Source organism: Micromonospora sp. NBC_01699, from assembly GCF_036250065.1.
Classification (GTDB): Bacteria; Actinomycetota; Actinomycetes; order Mycobacteriales; family Micromonosporaceae; genus Micromonospora_G.
Window position 1 is genome coordinate 6910954 of record NZ_CP109199.1, and the last position, 16794, is coordinate 6927747.

19 protein-coding genes and 1 tRNA gene are annotated in these 16794 nt (G+C 70.2%); 12 read left to right on the forward strand and 8 right to left on the reverse strand.

Features of this window, described 5'->3' with window-relative positions; all coding sequences use genetic code 11:
• Positions 1-77: 77 nt before the first annotated feature.
• From OG792_RS28295 to OG792_RS28310, 4 genes are all read left to right on the forward strand, one after another.
• On the forward strand, positions 78-905 hold the full coding sequence (locus tag OG792_RS28295; protein WP_329103967.1) for a DUF3105 domain-containing protein: 828 nt from the start codon (positions 78-80) through the stop codon (positions 903-905).
• Positions 906-932: 27 nt separating this feature from the next.
• A complete protein-coding gene (locus OG792_RS28300; protein ID WP_329103968.1) occupies positions 933-1703 on the forward strand; it encodes a DUF305 domain-containing protein in 771 nt (256 codons plus the stop codon).
• A 103-nt stretch (positions 1704-1806) separates the two neighbouring features.
• Complete coding sequence (locus tag OG792_RS28305) at positions 1807-2487, forward strand: winged helix-turn-helix domain-containing protein (RefSeq protein WP_329103970.1); 681 nt, start codon at positions 1807-1809, stop codon at positions 2485-2487.
• Positions 2488-2573: 86 nt separating this feature from the next.
• A tRNA-Arg gene (locus OG792_RS28310) sits at positions 2574-2648 on the forward strand.
• A gap of 164 nt (positions 2649-2812) precedes the next feature.
• Here OG792_RS28310 and OG792_RS28315 read toward each other — a convergent pair.
• A complete protein-coding gene (locus tag OG792_RS28315; protein WP_329103972.1) occupies positions 2813-3157 on the reverse strand; it encodes a DUF1330 domain-containing protein in 345 nt (114 codons plus the stop codon).
• 138 nt (positions 3158-3295) lie between these two features.
• On the opposite strand from OG792_RS28315, the gene OG792_RS28320 reads away from it, so the two are divergent.
• Positions 3296-4099, forward strand: coding sequence for a helix-turn-helix domain-containing protein (locus OG792_RS28320; protein WP_329103974.1), 804 nt, complete (start codon positions 3296-3298; stop codon positions 4097-4099).
• Positions 4100-4251: 152 nt separating this feature from the next.
• On the opposite strand, the gene OG792_RS28325 is transcribed toward OG792_RS28320, so the two are convergent.
• Positions 4252-4647, reverse strand: a complete 396-nt coding sequence (locus tag OG792_RS28325; RefSeq protein ID WP_329103976.1) for a hypothetical protein — start codon at positions 4645-4647, stop codon at positions 4252-4254.
• Between the two features lie 105 nt (positions 4648-4752).
• On the opposite strand from OG792_RS28325, the gene OG792_RS28330 reads away from it, so the two are divergent.
• Positions 4753-5202 (forward strand): hypothetical protein, encoded by a 450-nt coding sequence (locus OG792_RS28330; protein ID WP_329103978.1) that lies wholly within the window; start codon positions 4753-4755, stop codon positions 5200-5202.
• Positions 5160-5558, forward strand: coding sequence for a DUF5615 family PIN-like protein (locus tag OG792_RS28335; RefSeq protein WP_329103980.1), 399 nt, complete (start codon positions 5160-5162; stop codon positions 5556-5558). The genes OG792_RS28330 and OG792_RS28335 overlap by 43 nt, the downstream gene beginning before the upstream one ends.
• A gap of 70 nt (positions 5559-5628) precedes the next feature.
• Here the strand turns inward: OG792_RS28335 and OG792_RS28340 are convergent, their stop codons facing one another.
• The 4 genes from OG792_RS28340 to OG792_RS28355 form a co-directional block, all read right to left on the reverse strand.
• Complete coding sequence (locus tag OG792_RS28340; RefSeq protein ID WP_329103982.1) at positions 5629-7692, reverse strand: S8 family serine peptidase; 2064 nt, start codon at positions 7690-7692, stop codon at positions 5629-5631.
• Between the two features lie 172 nt (positions 7693-7864).
• Positions 7865-9097 carry an RNA polymerase sigma factor gene (locus tag OG792_RS28345; protein ID WP_329103984.1) on the reverse strand — a complete coding sequence of 411 codons (1233 nt, stop codon included), beginning with the start codon at positions 9095-9097 and terminating at the stop codon, positions 7865-7867.
• Positions 9098-9141: 44 nt separating this feature from the next.
• A complete protein-coding gene (locus tag OG792_RS28350) occupies positions 9142-9555 on the reverse strand; it encodes a YciI family protein (RefSeq protein ID WP_329111482.1) in 414 nt (137 codons plus the stop codon).
• Between the two features lie 5 nt (positions 9556-9560).
• Positions 9561-10088 (reverse strand): winged helix-turn-helix transcriptional regulator, encoded by a 528-nt coding sequence (locus OG792_RS28355; RefSeq protein WP_329103986.1) that lies wholly within the window; start codon positions 10086-10088, stop codon positions 9561-9563.
• An 88-nt stretch (positions 10089-10176) separates the two neighbouring features.
• On the opposite strand from OG792_RS28355, the gene OG792_RS28360 reads away from it, so the two are divergent.
• Entirely contained in the window at positions 10177-10809 is a 633-nt protein-coding gene (locus OG792_RS28360; protein WP_329103989.1) for an NADPH-dependent F420 reductase, read from the forward strand.
• Positions 10810-10816: 7 nt separating this feature from the next.
• On the opposite strand, the gene OG792_RS28365 is transcribed toward OG792_RS28360, so the two are convergent.
• Both OG792_RS28365 and OG792_RS28370 read right to left on the reverse strand, forming a co-directional pair.
• Positions 10817-11542, reverse strand: coding sequence for a GAP family protein (locus OG792_RS28365; RefSeq protein WP_329103991.1), 726 nt, complete (start codon positions 11540-11542; stop codon positions 10817-10819).
• The gene (locus OG792_RS28370) at positions 11527-12171 is read right to left on the reverse strand and encodes a TetR/AcrR family transcriptional regulator (protein ID WP_329103993.1); all 645 of its coding nucleotides are present in this window, start codon (positions 12169-12171) and stop codon (positions 11527-11529) included. The genes OG792_RS28365 and OG792_RS28370 overlap by 16 nt, the downstream gene beginning before the upstream one ends.
• Before the next feature lie 125 nt (positions 12172-12296).
• Between OG792_RS28370 and OG792_RS28375 the strand changes: the two genes are divergently transcribed.
• From OG792_RS28375 to OG792_RS28390, 4 genes are all read left to right on the forward strand, one after another.
• Positions 12297-13520 carry a glycosyltransferase gene (locus OG792_RS28375; protein ID WP_329103995.1) on the forward strand — a complete coding sequence of 408 codons (1224 nt, stop codon included), beginning with the start codon at positions 12297-12299 and terminating at the stop codon, positions 13518-13520.
• Positions 13521-13716: 196 nt separating this feature from the next.
• Positions 13717-15153: a sensor histidine kinase gene (locus tag OG792_RS28380; RefSeq protein ID WP_329103997.1), complete on the forward strand. Its 1437-nt coding sequence runs from the start codon at positions 13717-13719 to the stop codon at positions 15151-15153.
• Positions 15141-15815 (forward strand): response regulator transcription factor, encoded by a 675-nt coding sequence (locus OG792_RS28385; RefSeq protein ID WP_329103998.1) that lies wholly within the window; start codon positions 15141-15143, stop codon positions 15813-15815. Before OG792_RS28380 ends, OG792_RS28385 begins: the two co-directional genes overlap by 13 nt.
• 65 nt (positions 15816-15880) lie before the next feature.
• Positions 15881-16708 carry a YcnI family copper-binding membrane protein gene (locus tag OG792_RS28390; protein WP_329104001.1) on the forward strand — a complete coding sequence of 276 codons (828 nt, stop codon included), beginning with the start codon at positions 15881-15883 and terminating at the stop codon, positions 16706-16708.
• Positions 16709-16794 lie beyond the last annotated feature (86 nt).

Consider the following 16794-nt stretch of genomic DNA (forward strand, 5'->3'; position numbering starts at 1 on the left):
GTAGACTCGGTCACTCGGCGGACACCCTGCGCCTTTGTGACCCGCCACCCCCTGACCGACCGACCTGACGAGGCACCATGAGCATCAGCACCCAGGGTGGCGATCAAAGCCGTCCGTCCGTGGTCAGCACCGGTAAGAAGCCGGCGGCCGGTGGTAAGCCGGCGGCGGGTGGCAAGCCAGCGACCGGCACCGCCGGTGGCGCTCGCCCCGGCGGAGGAGGTCGGGGCGCGGCCGGTGGCGGCAAGGGCCCGCGCAAGCCGATCGCCCCGGTCAAGGTGAGCCAGGGCCGCAGTTGGGGCCCGATCGCCCTCTTCGTCGCGGTCGGCCTACTCGCCGTCGGGATCATCGGGTGGGGCGGATTCGCCGTCTTCCAGGGCGCCAAGCCCTGGCAGGACCAGGCGAAGGGCATCGACGAGCTCAAGGACTACCGGGATTCGCCGGACAAGTCGCTGACCGCCTCGGAGCACGCCTGGGGCCCGGTCAGCTACACCATCACCCCGCCCGTCGGCGGCAAGCACAACTTCAACTGGCAGAACTGCATGGGTGACGTCTACGACGCCCCGATCGCCAGTGAGCACGCGGTGCACAGCATGGAGCACGGCGCGGTCTGGGTGACGTACAAGTCGGGCCTCCCGGCCGACCAGGTCTCGGCGCTGGCCGAGAAGGTCCGCGGCAACGAGTACATGCTGATGAGCCCGGTCGACAACCTGGACAAGCCGATCTCCTTGCAGGCCTGGGGCTACCAGCTCAAGGTCGACAACGCGGACGACAGCCGGATCGACACGTTCATCCGGGCGCTGCGTAACAACGCCGGCATCGAGCAGGGCGCGAGCTGCTCCGGCGGCATCACCGCCACCGGCACCACCCCGCGCGACCTCGGCAAGGAAGGCACCACCGAGCAGTAGCGCCATCCGGTACGAGTAAGGACATCGATGGGTACAGCAACCCGCCCCGACGCGTCGGCTCCGGCCGGCGCGTCGGGCGCCGACGACCAGCGGCTCGGGGACCTCGACGATCTCGGGGACGACTTCGAGCGGGACGGCTCGGCGGGCGACGACGACGATTCCGGCACCTTCGACGACGGCTCGGCCACGGCTGAGGGCCACCGGCGGTTCGGCACCGCCTGGGTGGCGGTCGGGATCGTGGTCGGGCTGGTCCTCGGCGTCGCCGTCGGGTTGCTGATCCCGGGACTGACCCGGCCCGGCGAGACCTCGGCCGAGGCCGGGTTCGCCCGGGACATGTCGACCCACCACGCCCAGGCCGTCGAGATGGCCATGCTCGCGCACGAGAAGGCCACCGACCCGGACGTACGGACGCTCGGCGCGGACATCGCGCTGACCCAGCAGGCCCAGATCGGCATCATGCAGACCTGGCTGCGCGACTGGAAGCTCGGCCCGACCGGCACCCAGCGGCGGATGGCCTGGATGCCGGACGGCGGTGGCACGATCCGCGACGGCCTGATGCCCGGCATGGCGACCGACGCGGAGCGGGCCCAGTTGCGGGCGGCCACCGGCCGGGACTTCGACGTGATGTTCCTCCGGCTGATGCTCAACCACCACCTCGGCGGCATCCACATGGCCGAGGCGGCCCTGGATCTCTCCGACGACGAGCAGGTGCAGTCCCTGGCCGGGACCATGGTCGCCGGTCAGAAGAAGGAAATCACCGCAATCCAGGCATTGATCGACAAAGTAGACGCGAACTAGTCCACTCTACCCCGATACGTACCCTTATGCCCGACTGTGCGCTTTGGGGAGTTTTCTCCGTAGATATCGTGACCAGTCATGATCCGGGCTCGTTGCCCCAGTCGTGGGGGTTGTTCTCAAAGACGCGCGACGTTCCGTCACCAGCTGGTGCCGGCGACACACCATCGGCGGCGACGGTGCGGTGGCCGCTCGCCGGGGGCAGCGGTCAGGCCCGGCAGAAGCACTCAGCCGCGATCAGGAGCTTGAGCTGATCGACGCGCTGCGGGGCAGGTACCCGGACCAGTTCGGGCTCGACGATCCGCTCTGGACCAGGCAGAGCGTCGCCGCCCTGATCCAGCGCCGGTTCGGGCTCACCATCGATCCGGCAACCGTCGGCGAGTATCTCCAGGCATGGGGACTCGGCCCACGGGAGCCCACCGACCGCGCCTGCGGCCTCTGCGTCGACGCCGTACGCGTCTGGGTGCGCCAGGAGTACCCCGCCATCGTCCGCTCCGCGCAGGAGCACCGTGCGGAACTCTGCTGGCTCGGCCGTACGCGGCTGCACGGTGTCGCACCGGCGGCGGACGTCATCTCGGCGATGTCGCAGCGGGGCCGGGTCAAGTTCATGATCACCACGCCCACGGTGGATCCACCGCTGCCCCGGGACTTCCTGCTGCGGTTGAGCGGGGTCGACGGGCGACTGGTGCACGTGGTGGTGGACGGATCCTGGGGACGGGGTGAGTGGCCCCGCCGCCTGCCACCCCGGATCGCCCCGTACGCGCTGCCCTCCTGCGGGCGTTCGTAACGCTGTACTGGGGGTTGGGGGCGGCGTGCGGTGGATACCGATTCGGCTCCCGGGCCGGGTGTTTGCTACTCTTTCCCGGTCGCTGAGCCCCCGTAGCTCAGGGGATAGAGCACCGCCCTCCGGAGGCGGTGGCGCAGGTTCGAATCCTGCCGGGGGCACCAAAAAGAACTGTGCCACGCCTGGCCGTTTAGTGGTGGTGCAGACAACCTGCCCGTTGCCACCTAGCCCACAGGGCTGATCCATGCCTTCGACCGTCCAACGACGCGCGGCTCGGCTTTCGGATCTGCCGAGGAGCGTGCGTCGGGCAGGGGTCTGAGTCACGACGCTACAGACCATTGGCCTGACGGAGTTCGGCAGCCATCTGCGATGAGCTGTGGCCGGGCTCGACACCTTCGACAAGGATCACCTCACCGGCGAGGTGCCTTGTCCGCAAGGGCTTGAGCTCCTGGTAGATGCGGGAGCCGTACCAGGAGCGGGCGCTGGTCAGGTCGGGAAACTCGATCATCACCACATCGCCCGGCCAATCGCCCTCGATCACGTCGACGGTTCCACCGTGGATGATGAACCGGCCGCCGAAGGGGTCGAGAGTGGCCTGGATGCGCTCCAGGTACTCCAGCACCTCGGCGTGGAGGGGTGCCCTGCGCAGGTGAGCAAGCGCGTACGCGGTCATGGCTCTGTCTCCTTTTTTCGGGACCGGGGCGGCGCTGTGGTCGCCTCGTGGAGGAGATCCTTCCCGGCGCCGTTGCGGGCTGTCGATTACCTCGCAGGTAATGGTGGATGTGCCGGCGCGGTGATTAGGGTCGGTGGCGTGAGGAGTGTTACCGGACCCGGGCGACCAGTCGGGGAACTGCTGCGCGGCTGGCGCCGAAGTCGCCGGATGAGTCAGCTCGACCTGTCGATCGAGGCGGGGGTTTCGGCCCGGCATCTCAGCTTCGTGGAGACCGGGCGGTCTCGGCCGAGCCCGGAATTGATCCTGCGGCTGGCGGAGCAGCTTGACATACCGCTGGCGGAGCGCAACACGATGCTGCTCGCCGGCGGCCACGCGCCCGCCTACCCCAGCCACGAGCTGAGCGACCCGGAACTGGCCCCGGTACGTGCCGCCGTACGGCAGATCCTCGACGGGCACAGCCCGTATCCCGCGGCGCTCGTTGACCGGCACTGGCACCTCGTCGAAGCCAACCCTGCCGTGACCCTGTTCACTGCCAATGCCGAGCCCCGTCTCCTGATCCCGCCGATCAACGTGCTGCGGCTCAGCCTGCATCCCGACGGCATGGCCCGGCGCATCCTCAACCTGTCCGAGTGGCGCGCCCATCTGCTCAACCGGCTGCACCAGCAGGCCGTGACAACCAACGACCCCGCCCTGTACGGACTGCACGAGGAGCTTCGCGGCTACCCTGGCGGCGATGGCCATGCGGCCCCGATCAGCGATGCTGTTTCGAGCCTCGTCGTCCCACTGCGATACCGCCACAGCGACCAGGTGCTGTCCTTCATCAGCACCACCACCCTCTTCGGCACCCCGTTGGACGTCACCGTCGCGGGGCTGGCCATCGAGACCTTCTTCCCTGCCGACTCGGCGACCACTGAAGCGATCCGCGCCCTCGGCAAGGCGTGAACCGGTCCATGGCCTCGCTGTGACGCCATTTTGGGCTGATCCGGCCACCGTTAATGAGAACTCACTCGGGATACAGGAAGGCGACGAGAGCTGCTGCGGCTTGACCCATGCCCCGCACGGCCCGCGGTGTCGCCGCGCACGGCGTTGAGCGGCTACCTGCCTGAGCGGATGGAGGCAAGGGTCTTGCCGGTGCTGTTGACGAACCAGAAGTCGTATCCGCTGCGGTTTGGGGTCACGTCCGGTTTGAGAGCGGCGACAACGGCCTTAGCGGCACCGCTGGGAGAACGGAACCATTTTCCCGGAAGCGGCGCAGACGTCACGGTCAATCCGCCGGTTGCGGTGTCGAACACCCCTTCAACACGTTGCCCCTGGTAGGTGGCGTGCACTGGGATACCGTCGGGTACCCCCTGGCTGACCTGCGCCGGGCTTGATGCCCGGTGGAATTCTTCGATCAGGAAGGCGACCGCCTGGCCGTGCGTGAGTCCGGCCGCCTTGGCGATGAGCGTCAACTCCCTGAAAGTTCTGCTGTCAATCTCGATTACTTCCACCCTCGCAGCTTAACTCCTCCGGAGGAGTCTGAGAAGCAGAGTTGACGCCGACAGGAGCTCCGACTACTCTGGGCGTCGCCTACTACAGGCGACTACGATGTAGTCATGACGACTCCACGGTCTGTGCGTTTCGACGAGGAGGTGCTGTCCCGCCTTGATCGGTATGTCAAGGAACATCCCGGCTCGTCGTCATCGTCGGTCGCCAACATGTTCATCGACGAATCACTCAGGGTCCACGAGCATCCTGGCATCGTCTTCCGCGCTGGGCCCACAGGTCGACGAGCAGCTCTCTCCGGCGGCCCTGACATCTGGGAAGTTGTTGGTGCGTTGAACGCCGTCCGTGATGAGGATCCCGACCTGGATGATTCCTTACTCTTGGCCGAAATTGGCCACGTTACCGGCCTCAGCGTCGCGCAGTTGACGACGGCTTTGCGGTACTACGCCGCCTACCCTGACGAGGTGGACGAGCGGGTAACCAGCAACAGGGATGTCGCAGAGCGGGAGGAGCGACTGTGGGCGGCCCAGCAGACCATTCTGCGGCGGCGAAAGTCCTGACCGGCATCCTGCTCGACGAGATGTATCCACCAGCACTGGCAAAGCGGTTACGCGACAGCGGCCACGATGCGATGGCAGCGCTGGATGTCGAGGTTGGCCTCGCATCCAGGTCAGACGACGACGTGTTGGCTTGGGCAAATCGTAACAATCGGTGCCTCGTCACTGAGAACGTGAGCGACTTCGCACGGCTCGCGTCGCAGGGTGTCGCGCACTGTGGGCTCGTTCTGGTCCTTGCTCAACGGTTTCCACGAACCTCCAGCGGACTCATCCGGCTCGGTGACGCGCTTGACAAGGTGCTGATTTCGGAGCAATTGCCTGGACGAGACGCCATCATCTGGCTCAGGTCCGATCAATAGCCCTACAACAGGGCGGCGCCCGCCGGGTTCGCTGGGCGAACTCGGCGGGCGCCGGTGTTGCGGGTCAGAGCTAGACGATTGCTTCGATGACGAAGCTCTCCCAGGCACCGATGCCGGCGTTCGGGAGGGCGGGGTCGAGCGTGCGCGAGGCGATCAGCGGCGAGGCGCCGGCTGCCGGCGTGGTCACCGCCTTGAAGTTGATGTCCGCGACGAAGCTGATGCTGCCGTCGGGGCTGTAGTCCCAGAGGAAGAACTTCTCCCACGGGCCGACCACGGTGCGGTTGGCGATCAGCGGCTGGGCACCGGCGGCCAGGGCCGTCACGTACCTGGCGTTGATGATCGCCTTCAGGGCAAAGTAGCCCTCACCGGCGTCGATGAGCTCGAACCGCTCCCAGGAACTGACGGCGGGACCGTTGGCGATCAGCGACCGCGACCCGCCACCGTCCGCCGAGACGTACTTCTGGTTGGACACCGCCTTGATGGCCACGATCGGGGCCGGGGCGACGTACTCGAACCGCTCCCAGGCGCTGACCGCCGGACCGTTGGCGATCAGCGGCCGGGAGCCGCCACCGTCGGCCGACACGAACTTGCCGTTGATGACGGCCTTGAAGCTCACGGAGCCGTCGGCGTTGTTGAAGACCTGGAACCTCTCCCAGATGTCGATCACGAGACCCCTGGTGATCAGCGGCAGGGTGCCCGCGCCGTCGGCCGTCAGGTACTTTCCGGTGGCCCGGGACCGCAGGGCGACGTACCCGCTGCCGGCGTCGACCTGGTCGAACCTGTCTGCCGCGGTGACCGTCGCGAGGTTGGCGATCACCCGCTGGGTGCCGTTGCCCGGTGCGACGTACCGGTTGTTCACCAGCGCCCGGAGGGCGACGGCGGAACGTGCCGGCTCGATGGCGCCGACCCGCAGCAGGCGGTTCGACGAACCCTGCGGGTCCTGGACCGCACCGGAGATCGCGCCGGTGACGAGCGCGTCCCGCACCTGCTGGGGGGTCCAGGTCGGGTTGGCCGACAGCAGCAGCGCCGCGGCACCCGCCACGTGCGGCGAGGCCATCGACGTACCGCTGGCGTTCACGGAGCCGCCGCCGAGGTCCGCCGAGGTGATGTTGGCGCCCGGGGCGAACAGGTCCAGGCAGGACCCGTAGTTCGAGAAGTAGGTGCGGAAGTCGACGTTGTCCGTCGCCCCGACGGTGATGGCCGCGGCCACCCGCGCCGGCGACGCCAGGCAGGCGTCCTGGGCGACCACCTGAGAGGTACCGTTACCGGCCGCGACCGCGTAGGACACGCCGGAGGCGATCGATGCCTGGACCGCCAGGTCGACGACGGGGTCGGGCACGGTGGTGCCGAGGCTCATGTTCGCCACGGCCGGCTCGACCGCGTTGTCGGTCACCCAGTCGACACCGCCGACGACGCTTTCCGTCGTGCCACTGCCCTCGCAGTCGAGCACCCGTACGCCGACGAGGTTGACCTGCTTGGCGACGCCGAACGTGGTGCCGCCGACGGTGCCCGCGACGTGCGTGCCGTGGCCGCTACAGTCGTCCGAGTCCGCGTCGTTGTCGATGAAGTCGTAGCCGGAACTGGCCCGCCCGCCGAAGTCGGGGTGGGTGGTCCGGAGCCCGCTGTCGATGACGTACGCCGTGACGTTGCCCGCCGTGTTGGGGTAGGTGTACGAGCGGCTGCGCGCCGGGACGGTCTGGTCGACCCGGTCCAGGCCCCAGGACGGCGGGTTGGTCTGGGTGTCGCTCGCCGAGTAGATCCGGACCGGGTGGATCGAGGCCACGTCGGCGTGCGCCGCGAGCCGCTTCGCCTGCGTGGCGTTGAGCTGCGCGGAGAAGCCCCGCAGGGCGCTGGTGTAAACCTGGCGGACCGAGCCGCCGAAGGCGCCGGCAAGCGACGCTGCCTTGGTGCGGGTCGCGCCGGCGCTGGCCTTGCCGTCCTTCAGGACGACGATGTAGCGGTCCTTCACGACGCCCCCGCTGGGGACGTTCGGCGCGTGTGCCCGCGAGGGGGTGGATGGCGCGGACGGTGCGGCCGCCGCCACACCGCCGGGGGCGGCGCCGATGATGGTGGTCGCGGTGATCAGGGCAAGCCCTGCCACCGCCGAGCGGCGTACTACGCCACGGCGTCTCATGAAGCGTTCTCCCCGTTGTTCGGTTGTGTGTCCTCTTGGGACAGTAGAGTACGAGCACCGGGTGACATTTTTGATTTCGTCCCCGGAACCGGCCGTCCAATACTCCAAGAAACCCTGCCGGTGCGTGTCAGCCGTTCGGCTGATTCACCAAACAGGAGTTGCCCGGCGAGAGTCAGGAATCCGCCTCGGGCCCGGTTTCGACACCGGCGACCAAACGGGCGGCTCGGGTATTGAGGTAACGCTGCTGCGCGAGACCGGTGGCCAGCCGGGCGGCCGTCTCGTACGAGGTGCGGGCCGCCGCGTGGTCGCCGGACATCTCCAGCAGGTGGGCGCGGACGGCGTACAGGCGGTGGTCGCCGGTGATCCGCTGGTCCGCCCCGAGCCTGCCGAGCAGGTCCAACCCGGCATCGGCGCCGCTGGCCATGGCCACCGCGACGGCGTGGTTCAGGGCCACCACCGGGCTGTCGGAGATCCGCAGCAGCAGCTCGTACAGGGCGACGATCTGGGGCCAGTCGGTGGCCTCGGCGGTCGGCGCCTCGTCGTGGATCGCGGCGATCGCCGCCTGGAGCTGGTACGGGCCGGTCGCCCCGCGCGGCAGCGCCTCGGTGAGCAGGTCGACCCCCTCGGCGATCTGCCCGGCGTCCCACCGGCCACGGTCCTGCTCCGCCATCGGCACCAGCCCGCCGTCCGGCCCGGTACGCGCCGGCCGCCGCGCGTCGGTCAACAACATCAGCGCCAGCAGTCCCGCCACCTCGCCGTCACCGGGCAGCAGCCGGTGCACCAGCCGGGTCAGCCGGATCGCCTCCGCCGACAGTTCGGCCCGGTGCAGGCCGGGACCGGTGGTGCTGACGTACCCCTCGTTGAAGATCAGGTAGAGCACGTGCAGGACGGCACCGAGCCGGGCGGCGCGTTCCGCCTCCGGGGGCAGGCCGAACGGGATTCCGCTCTCCCTGATCCGCTGCTTGGCCCGGCTGATCCGCCGGGTCATGGTGGCCTCCGGTACGAGGAAGGCGCGCGCCACCTCACCGGTGTTCAGGCCACCGACCGCACGCAGGGTCAGCGCGATCTGCGCGGCGGGCGGCAACGCGGGGTGGCAGCACATGAACAGCAGGATGAGGCTGTCGTCGGAGTCCGTCACCGGACGGTCGGCGGCGGGCGCGAGCCACTGCTCCGGCAGGGTCCACCGGGCGACGGTGTCCTCCCGGCGCAACCGGGCCTGTTCGCTGCGAAGCAGGTCGGTCAGCCGGCGCGCGGCGACCGTGATCAGCCAGCCGAGCGGGTTGTCCGGCAGGCCGTCCGTCGGCCACTGGGTCGCCGCCGCGAACAGCGCCTCCTGGGTCGCGTCCTCGGCGGTGTCGAAGTGCCCGTAGCGGCGCACCACCGCGCCGAGGACCTGCGGCGCCAACCGGCGCAACAGGTCCTCGACCTCGGTGTCGGGCGGGTGTCCGATCAGAGGTCCAGCTGCTCGATGCCCTCGACGATCGGCCGTACGTCGACGTACCACTCCCGCTCCGATCCGGCCTGCACCGGGTGCGGGGTGTTCGTCAGGCGCGCGGCGATCTCGGTGGCCCGGTCGAAGCTGACGCACTCGACGATGGTGTAGCCGGCCAGGACCTCCTGGGTTTCGGCGTACGGGCCGTCGGTGACGACGGGGACGCCGTCGCGCAACTGGATCCGGCGGGTGTGTACCGGGGCGCTCAGCCCCTGGCCGTCGACGAACTCCCCGGACTCGACCAGGTCGTTGTTCCACGCCGCCATGAACTCGTGCATCGCCGCGACGTCCTCGGGCGACCAGGCCGGTCCGTTGCCGGGCCTGCCGCCCAGCGCGTCGTAGTCCCGCTGCGAGCCCGACAACAAGATCATGTACTTCACGGGTGATCCTCCTTCTCCGCCGACACCCCTTCGGTGCCGCTCACCGGAGACGTCGGAGCCGCCGGCCCGGTCCGGACGGATCGGCCCGCCACCGGACCATGATTTTTTCCGTCGTAGCGGGCGCGGGCGGCGTCGATCTCCGGAACGTGCCGCTCGGCCCAGTCGACCACTACCAGCATCGCCCGCAGCAGCCCCGCGCCGAGCGGGGTCAGCCGGTAGTCGACCCGGGCGGGCACACCGACCGTGACCGTACGGGTGACCAGCCCGTCGCGCTCCAGCCCGCGCAGGGTCTGGGTGAGCATCTTCTGGCTCGCGCCGGCGACCGAACGGGCCAGGTCGGCGTGCCGGCGGGGCCCCGCACCGAGTTCCTTCAGCACCAGGCTGACCCACCTGTCACCGAGCCGGTCCAGCAGCCGGTGCCCCGGACAGCCGGCCATCGCGTCGAGGTGCGTACCCCGTGCCGTCGCCTTCCGTTGCGCGGCGCTGCGGACCACCACCATGTCCTCCCGAAGTGCCCTGGGCACCCGAAAGTGCCTACTACCCGCGGCTGGCGGTCAACCGTAGCGTCGGCACCGGCTTCCCAGTTTCGCGATCACCACCTCTGGAGCACGGATGACCCGCATCGCCATTCTCGGATCCGGCAACGTGGCCCGAGCGCTCGCCGGACCGCTGGCCGCCAACGGCCATCCGGTCGTGGTCGGCTCCCGTACGCCGGATGGTTTGTCCTGGGATGACGACGGCGTCGCCGTCGCGTCCCCGGCCGACGCGGTCGCCGGGGCCGAGATCGTGGTCAACGCCCTGCCGGGCGCGGTATCACTGCCGGTGCTGGTCGATCTCGGCCCGTCGCTCGCCGGCCGGATCCTGGTTGACGTCGCCAACGGGGTACGGATCGGCGCCGACGGCTTCGCGACCTCCCTGCTCCATCCCGGCAGCAGCCTGGCCGAGCGGATCCAGGCGGCCCTGCCGACGACCCGGGTCGTCAAGGCGCTGAACACGATGCACGTGTCGCTGATGGCCGACCCCGGCAGCCTGCCCACCCCACCCACGGTCTTCGTCTCCGGTGATCACCCCGACGCCCGCCGGGCCACCGGAATGCTCCTGGCCGATCTGGGCTGGCGGCCCGAGTGGGTGGTCGACCTCGGTGGCCTCGCCTCCGCCCGGTGGACGGAGACCTTCCCCCTCGTCGTACGCCCGCTGGTGCACGCGCTCGGGCCGGTCCCGTTCGGGCTGGCGATAGCTCGTTGAGCCGCCCCTACTTCGCACCGGAGAGGGCGTCGATGGCGTCGAAGAGACCCAGTTCGCGGGCCGCGTTCGAGGCGAGCAGGAACCCGGCGATGCCGAGGATCCACCCGGTGGTTTCGGCTGCGCTGCGGGTCATCCACCCGTTGACCCAGACGAGTACGGGCGCCACCGCGTTGGCCGCGACGATCCGGGCACCCAGCAGCACCAGTGCCGGCAGGACCATCACCAGGCAGTACCCGGCGAGTACGGCGACGGTCAGCGGCAGCGCCAGTTCGGCCGCGCTCAGCAGCCCGATGGCGGCCAGGTACGGCAGCATCGTCGCCGCCTCCAGCGTGACCGCGGTCAGGGCCAGGGCGACCAGTGCCTTCGAGGACCCCTCGCCGGTCATCGCCCGCTCGCGCCACCGCATCAGCCGGCCCGGCTCCGACCCCGACCTCTTTCGGCCGGTCCGGAAGGCGAGGACGAGCAGGACCAGCCCGAGCAGGAGTTGCACCACCTGGAACGGCGTGGTGTCGAGCAGCGGCCGGATGTCGTCCAGCAGTGCCGAGGCCCCGGCGGTCAGCGCGACGCCGAGCGCGAGGTAGAAGATCGCGACCGTACCCAGGAAGATCAGTAGCCGGGACGGGTGGAGTCGGCCGGGGGCTAGCATCATCCAGATCGGGATCAGCAGTGTCCCGAAGCTGGTGCTGTCGATCAGGGCAAGCAGGACCAGGGATCCGATCAGCCCGGCGTCCATCGACCATCCTCTCGTACGGCGGGTTCGAGCACTTCGAGCCGTCGGCGCAGCAGCCCGCGCAGTCGCTCCGGTGGTAGTTCCTCGGGGAAGGTGGCGCCCTGGAGGGTGAGCCCGTCGACGAAGGTGTGCAGGTCCGCGGCTGCGGCCTCCAACTCCTCGCCGGGCAGCGTGTCGTTGAGTTCAACCGGCCAGGGGCAGCCGGCGATCTCGGCGACCGCGAGCCGACAGACATAGCGCTCGCCGCGCCAGCCCGTCTCGCGCAGGTCGTCGAAACTCCGGTCGACCCGGGCGCGGGTCAGGAAAGCCAGCCAGACCAGCCCCTCGGCGAGTCGGTCGGGGTCGAGCGGCAGGAGTTCCTCGATGATTCGTTGCGCCCGTTCGAGGCCGGGTTGGCCGCTGGCGAGCTGGATCCGGAGGCGCTCGGGCGTACGGCGGAGCATCACCTCCAGGGCGAACCGCAACAGGCCGTCCTGGGTGGCGAAGTAGTAGCGCAGGGCCCCCATCGACCAGCCGGCCTCGGCCGCCACCGCGCGCACGGTCGCACCCTCGACGCCGGCTCGGGCGATCACGGCCCAGACCGCGCGGGCGAGTTCCTCCCGACGCTGATCATGGTCGACGACCTTGGGCACGCCCCTTTCTAGCACCCATCGACCAGCGTTTCAACACAGCTGTGCGAAATAAGACCCAGGACACCGTACCGACCAATGCGGCAATACCGGTTGAATCCGCCGGTCCGATAGGTAAGGGTCTCCGGGTGCGCATCCTCTTCAGCTTCGCCGGTGGTAGCGGCCACCTCATCCCGCTCGTGCCGATCGCCCACGCCGCCGAGGCCGCCGGCCACCAGGTCGCCTTCGCCTGCACACCGGGGACCGCCGGGAGGGTCGAGGCGGCCGGCTTCACCGCCGTCGTCGCCGAGACACCCCCGGCCGAGGCTCCACCGCAGGTCGCGCCGCAGGCTCCACCGCAGGTCGCGCCCGCCCCGAGCCCGGAGCGCAGCCCGCTGCGGCCGATCGACCACGCGCAGATCGACCGCGAGATACGCGAGATCTTCGCCGGCCGGGCCGCCCGGCGAAACGCCGCCCGGATGCTCGACATCTGCCCCGGTTGGCAACCCGATCTGGTCGTCTGCGACGAGGCGGACTTCGGTTGCATGGTCGCGGCCGAACGCCTCGGCCTGCCGTACGCGAGCGTGCTGGTGCTCGCCGCCGGTTCGCTGATCCGGCCGGACCTCGTCACCGAACCGCTGGACGAACTGCGCGCCGCGTACGACCTGCCACCCGATCCCGGACTCGGCATGCTCAGCCGCTATCTGGTCCTCTCCCCCGCCCCGCGTAGCTACCGCGACCCGGCCTTCCCGCTGCCCGCCACGGCCCACTCGATCCGCCCGGTCACCCCGCATCCACCGGTGGCCCCGGCGATCGCGCCGTGGGCGGGACGCTCCGACGGTCGGCCCGGTGTCTACCTGACCCTCGGCACCGAGTTCAACATGGAATCCGGTGACCTCTTCCCCCGGCTCATCGCCGGACTCGGGGAACTGGACATCAACCTGCTCGTCACGGTGGGACAGCAGATCGATCCGGCGGAATTCGGTCGACAGCCCGCACACGTACGCATCGAGCGTTACGTTCCCCAGGCGCTCGTCCTGCCCGGCTGCGACCTGGTGCTCTCGCACGCCGGATCGGGAAGCGTGCTCGGGGCGCTGGAACACGGCCTGCCGATGGTGCTCGCGCCGATGGGTGCCGACCAGCCGGCGAACGCGGGCCGCTGTGCGGCACTCGGCGTCGCCCGGGTGCTCGACGCGTACGCCGTCACCCCGGCAGCCGCCGCCGAGGCGGTCACCGGCGTACTGACCGACGACGGCTACCGCCGCGCCGCCGGGCGGCTCCGGGACGAGATCGCCGCCCTACCCGGACCGGAACACGCCATACCGCTGCTCGAATGGCTCGCCGCGCAACGACGCCCCGTGCTGGCGGACTGAACCGACCCACCCGGAAATCGCCCGTCGTACGGGTCAGGCAAATGTCCACTCTCCCGTTCCGAATCGGGGTCGGGTAACCATCCGAATCACCGGAACGCACCAAGCGCAATCTCCCGCTCGGGGTATACCTGGGTATACCAGAGGTCTATCGCCAGCCCGATGGATCCGCCGGGTACGGACGATTAGCGTCGATTCCGTGCTCCCCGACGAAGAATCAGCGTTCACCAACCAATCCACGCGCACCACCGAGAAACCCGTACCCATCCACGAGAAGTCCCTACCCACCGACAATGAATCCGTTTTCTCCGACACGTCGCGAACTCCGCTGGAATCGGTCACCCGCCGACGATTCCTGATCGGCGGCTGGCCGTGGCGGTCGCTGATCTACCTGCTCGGCACGGCACCGGTGGCGGCCGCCGTCGGGCTGCCGCTGCTGGTGCTCGGTCTGCCCTGGCTCGTCGCGCTCCGCCGGATCACCACCGGGGACCTCCGGCCGCTCGGCACCCTGCTGGTGGTCGTACTCGTCGGTGCGGTGCTGATCGCGGCGTTCGGGCCGCTGCTGGCGTTGCCGGTGGCGGCGCTGGAACGGCGTCGGCTGCGCCTGATCGACACCGGCCCGCTGCTGGCCGGGCACCGCCGACCGAACGCCACCGGCCCGTGGCCCTGGCTGCGCACCCGGTACACCGAAGCCGCCACCTGGCGCGCCCTGGGCTACACGTTCCTGCTGGTCACCGCCGCCCCGCTGCTGTACGGCGCGGTGCTCGCCGTACCCCTGCTGATCGTGACCCTGCTGATCAGCCCGTTCCTGGTCGGGCAGGACGTCGGCCCGGTGTCGCTCGGCTTCGGCACGGTCGACTCGGTCGGCGGCGCCCTGCCGTACGCGGTCGCCGGACTGCTCCTGTTGCCCGCCGTGCCGTACCTGGTGGCGGTGCTTGCCGGCGCACACGGCGCGGTGGCCCGGTTGCTGCTGCACGACGGCGGCGGCGAGGGCGAGCAACTGCGGGCGGAACTGGTGCAGGTGGCCCACTCGCGGGCCCGGCTGGTCGACGCGTTCGAGTCCGAACGGCGCCGGATCGAGCGTGACCTGCACGACGGCGCCCAGCAACGGCTGGTCAGCCTCACCCTGCAACTCGGCCTGGCCCGGCTCGACCTGCCCGCCGACTCGCCCGCGGCGGACACCCTGGCCGCCGCGCACGACCAGGCCAAACAGGCCATGGTCGAGCTGCGGGAGATCATCCACGGGATCCACCCGCAGATCCTCACCGAACGCGGGCTGCCGGCCGCGCTGGGCGAACTCGCCGACCGCTGCGCGATCCCGGTCACCGTCCACAGTGAACTAGCCGGACGGCTGCCGGGTCACCTGGAGGCGACCGCCTACTTCGTGGTCGCCGAGGCACTCACCAACGCGGCCCGCCACAGTCACGCCACCGCCGTGGCGGTGACCCTGCGGCAGCGGTCCGGGCTGGTGACCGTACAGGTGACCGACAACGGTCGGGGCGGTGCCGACCCGCACCTCGGTACCGGGCTGACCGGGCTGGCCGACCGGGTGGCGGTGGTCGGCGGGCGGATGCTGTTGTCCAGCCCGCCCGGCGGGCCGACCCTGCTCCGGGTGGAGCTACCGTGTCCCCGGTGACCAGGGTGGTCCTCGCCGAGGACGGGGTGCTGCTCCGGGAGGGTCTGGTCGGGCTGCTCGACCGGTTCGGATTCGCGGTGGTCGCGGCTGTCGGCGACGCGGAGACGCTGGTCGCGGCCGTCACCGAACACGCACCGGACCTGGTCGTGACCGACGTACGGATGCCGCCCGGCTTCACCGACGAGGGGCTCCGGGCGGCGGTACGGCTACGCCGCGCCCACCCCGACCTGGCCGTCGTCGTGCTCAGCCAGTACGTCCGCCCCGGTTACGCCGCCGAGCTGCTCGACTCCGGCAACGGCCGACGGGTCGGCTACCTGCTGAAGGACCGGGTGGTCGACGTGCCGGAGTTCGTCGGCATGCTGCGCCAGGTGGTGACCGGCGGCACGGTGGTCGACCCCGAGGTGGTACGACAACTGCTGCGCCGCCGCCGCGACCCGCTGGCCCGGCTCTCCGTACGCGAACGGGAGGTGCTGGCCCTGATCGCCGAGGGACGCTCGAACGCGGCGATCGCGCGTACCCTGGTCGTCTCCGAGGCGGCGGTCGGCAAGCACGTCGGCAACATCCTCGCCAAGCTCGACCTGCCGCCGACCGAGGACACCAACCGCCGGGTGCTGGCGGTGCTGGCGTACCTGGGCAGCGATACCGAATCGCCCGCGGATTGAACCTTTCCGGCCCCGTCTGCGAACTACCAGGGTGGGGCACGGGTACGGATCGAGGGAGGTCCCTGATGCCAGGATCGGTACGGGCCGGCAGAACCCCGGCGGTACGCATCGCGCTGCTGGGCGTCGCACTGGCCGGGGGCCTGTGGTTCGCCACGCCCGCGAGTGCCGACGTGACCGTGACGCCGGCGCAGGCGTACCGGGGGGACGCCGCGAAACTCACCTTCCGGGTGCCGGACGAGCGCGCCGGCGCGTACACCAGCCGGGTGGAGTTGCGGCTGCCCGAGTCGGCACCGGTCGCCGAGGTGTATCCGATGTCGGTGCCGGACTGGGGGCCGACGACCACCACCCGTCCGGTGACCCAGCCGCTGGGCGGCATCCACCACGGCAACGTGACCGAGGTGACCTCGGCGATCATCTGGACCCGTACGGCACCGCCCGCGTCGCCGGGCGTCGCCGAACTGGTGGTGGCGCTGGGACCGATGCCCGAGGCCGAGCAGCTCGTCTTCGACGTGACCCAGACCTACTCCGACGGTACCCAGGTGCGGTGGAGCACCCCGCCCGGCTCGGCGACCGGCGCCGGCACCGGCCCGGCACCCGTGGTCGCCCTGCTGGCCCCGGCCGCCCCGCCACCCCCGCCACCGGCCACGGACTCCGACGGAACGAACGAGGTGGCCGCCGGTGACGACGTCGCCACCGACCGCTTCTCCGACGTGTTGCGGGTCGGACTGCTGATCGTGCTGCTAGCCACTGCCGCACTCGGCGGCGCCGCCGTAGCCCGCCGCCGCCACCCCGCAACCTCCCCCGCCGCACCGACCACCCCCACCCCGGACGCCACCCCGGAACCGCCCACCGACCCCGAACCCACCCCCACCCGCTGGCGCCTGCGCCCCTGACTCCCCACCCGTAGATCCGCACACTCTCACTGAAAGGTGTGGTTATTCGGCGCGGAATAGCGCCGCTTTCAGTGGAAGTGCGGGCC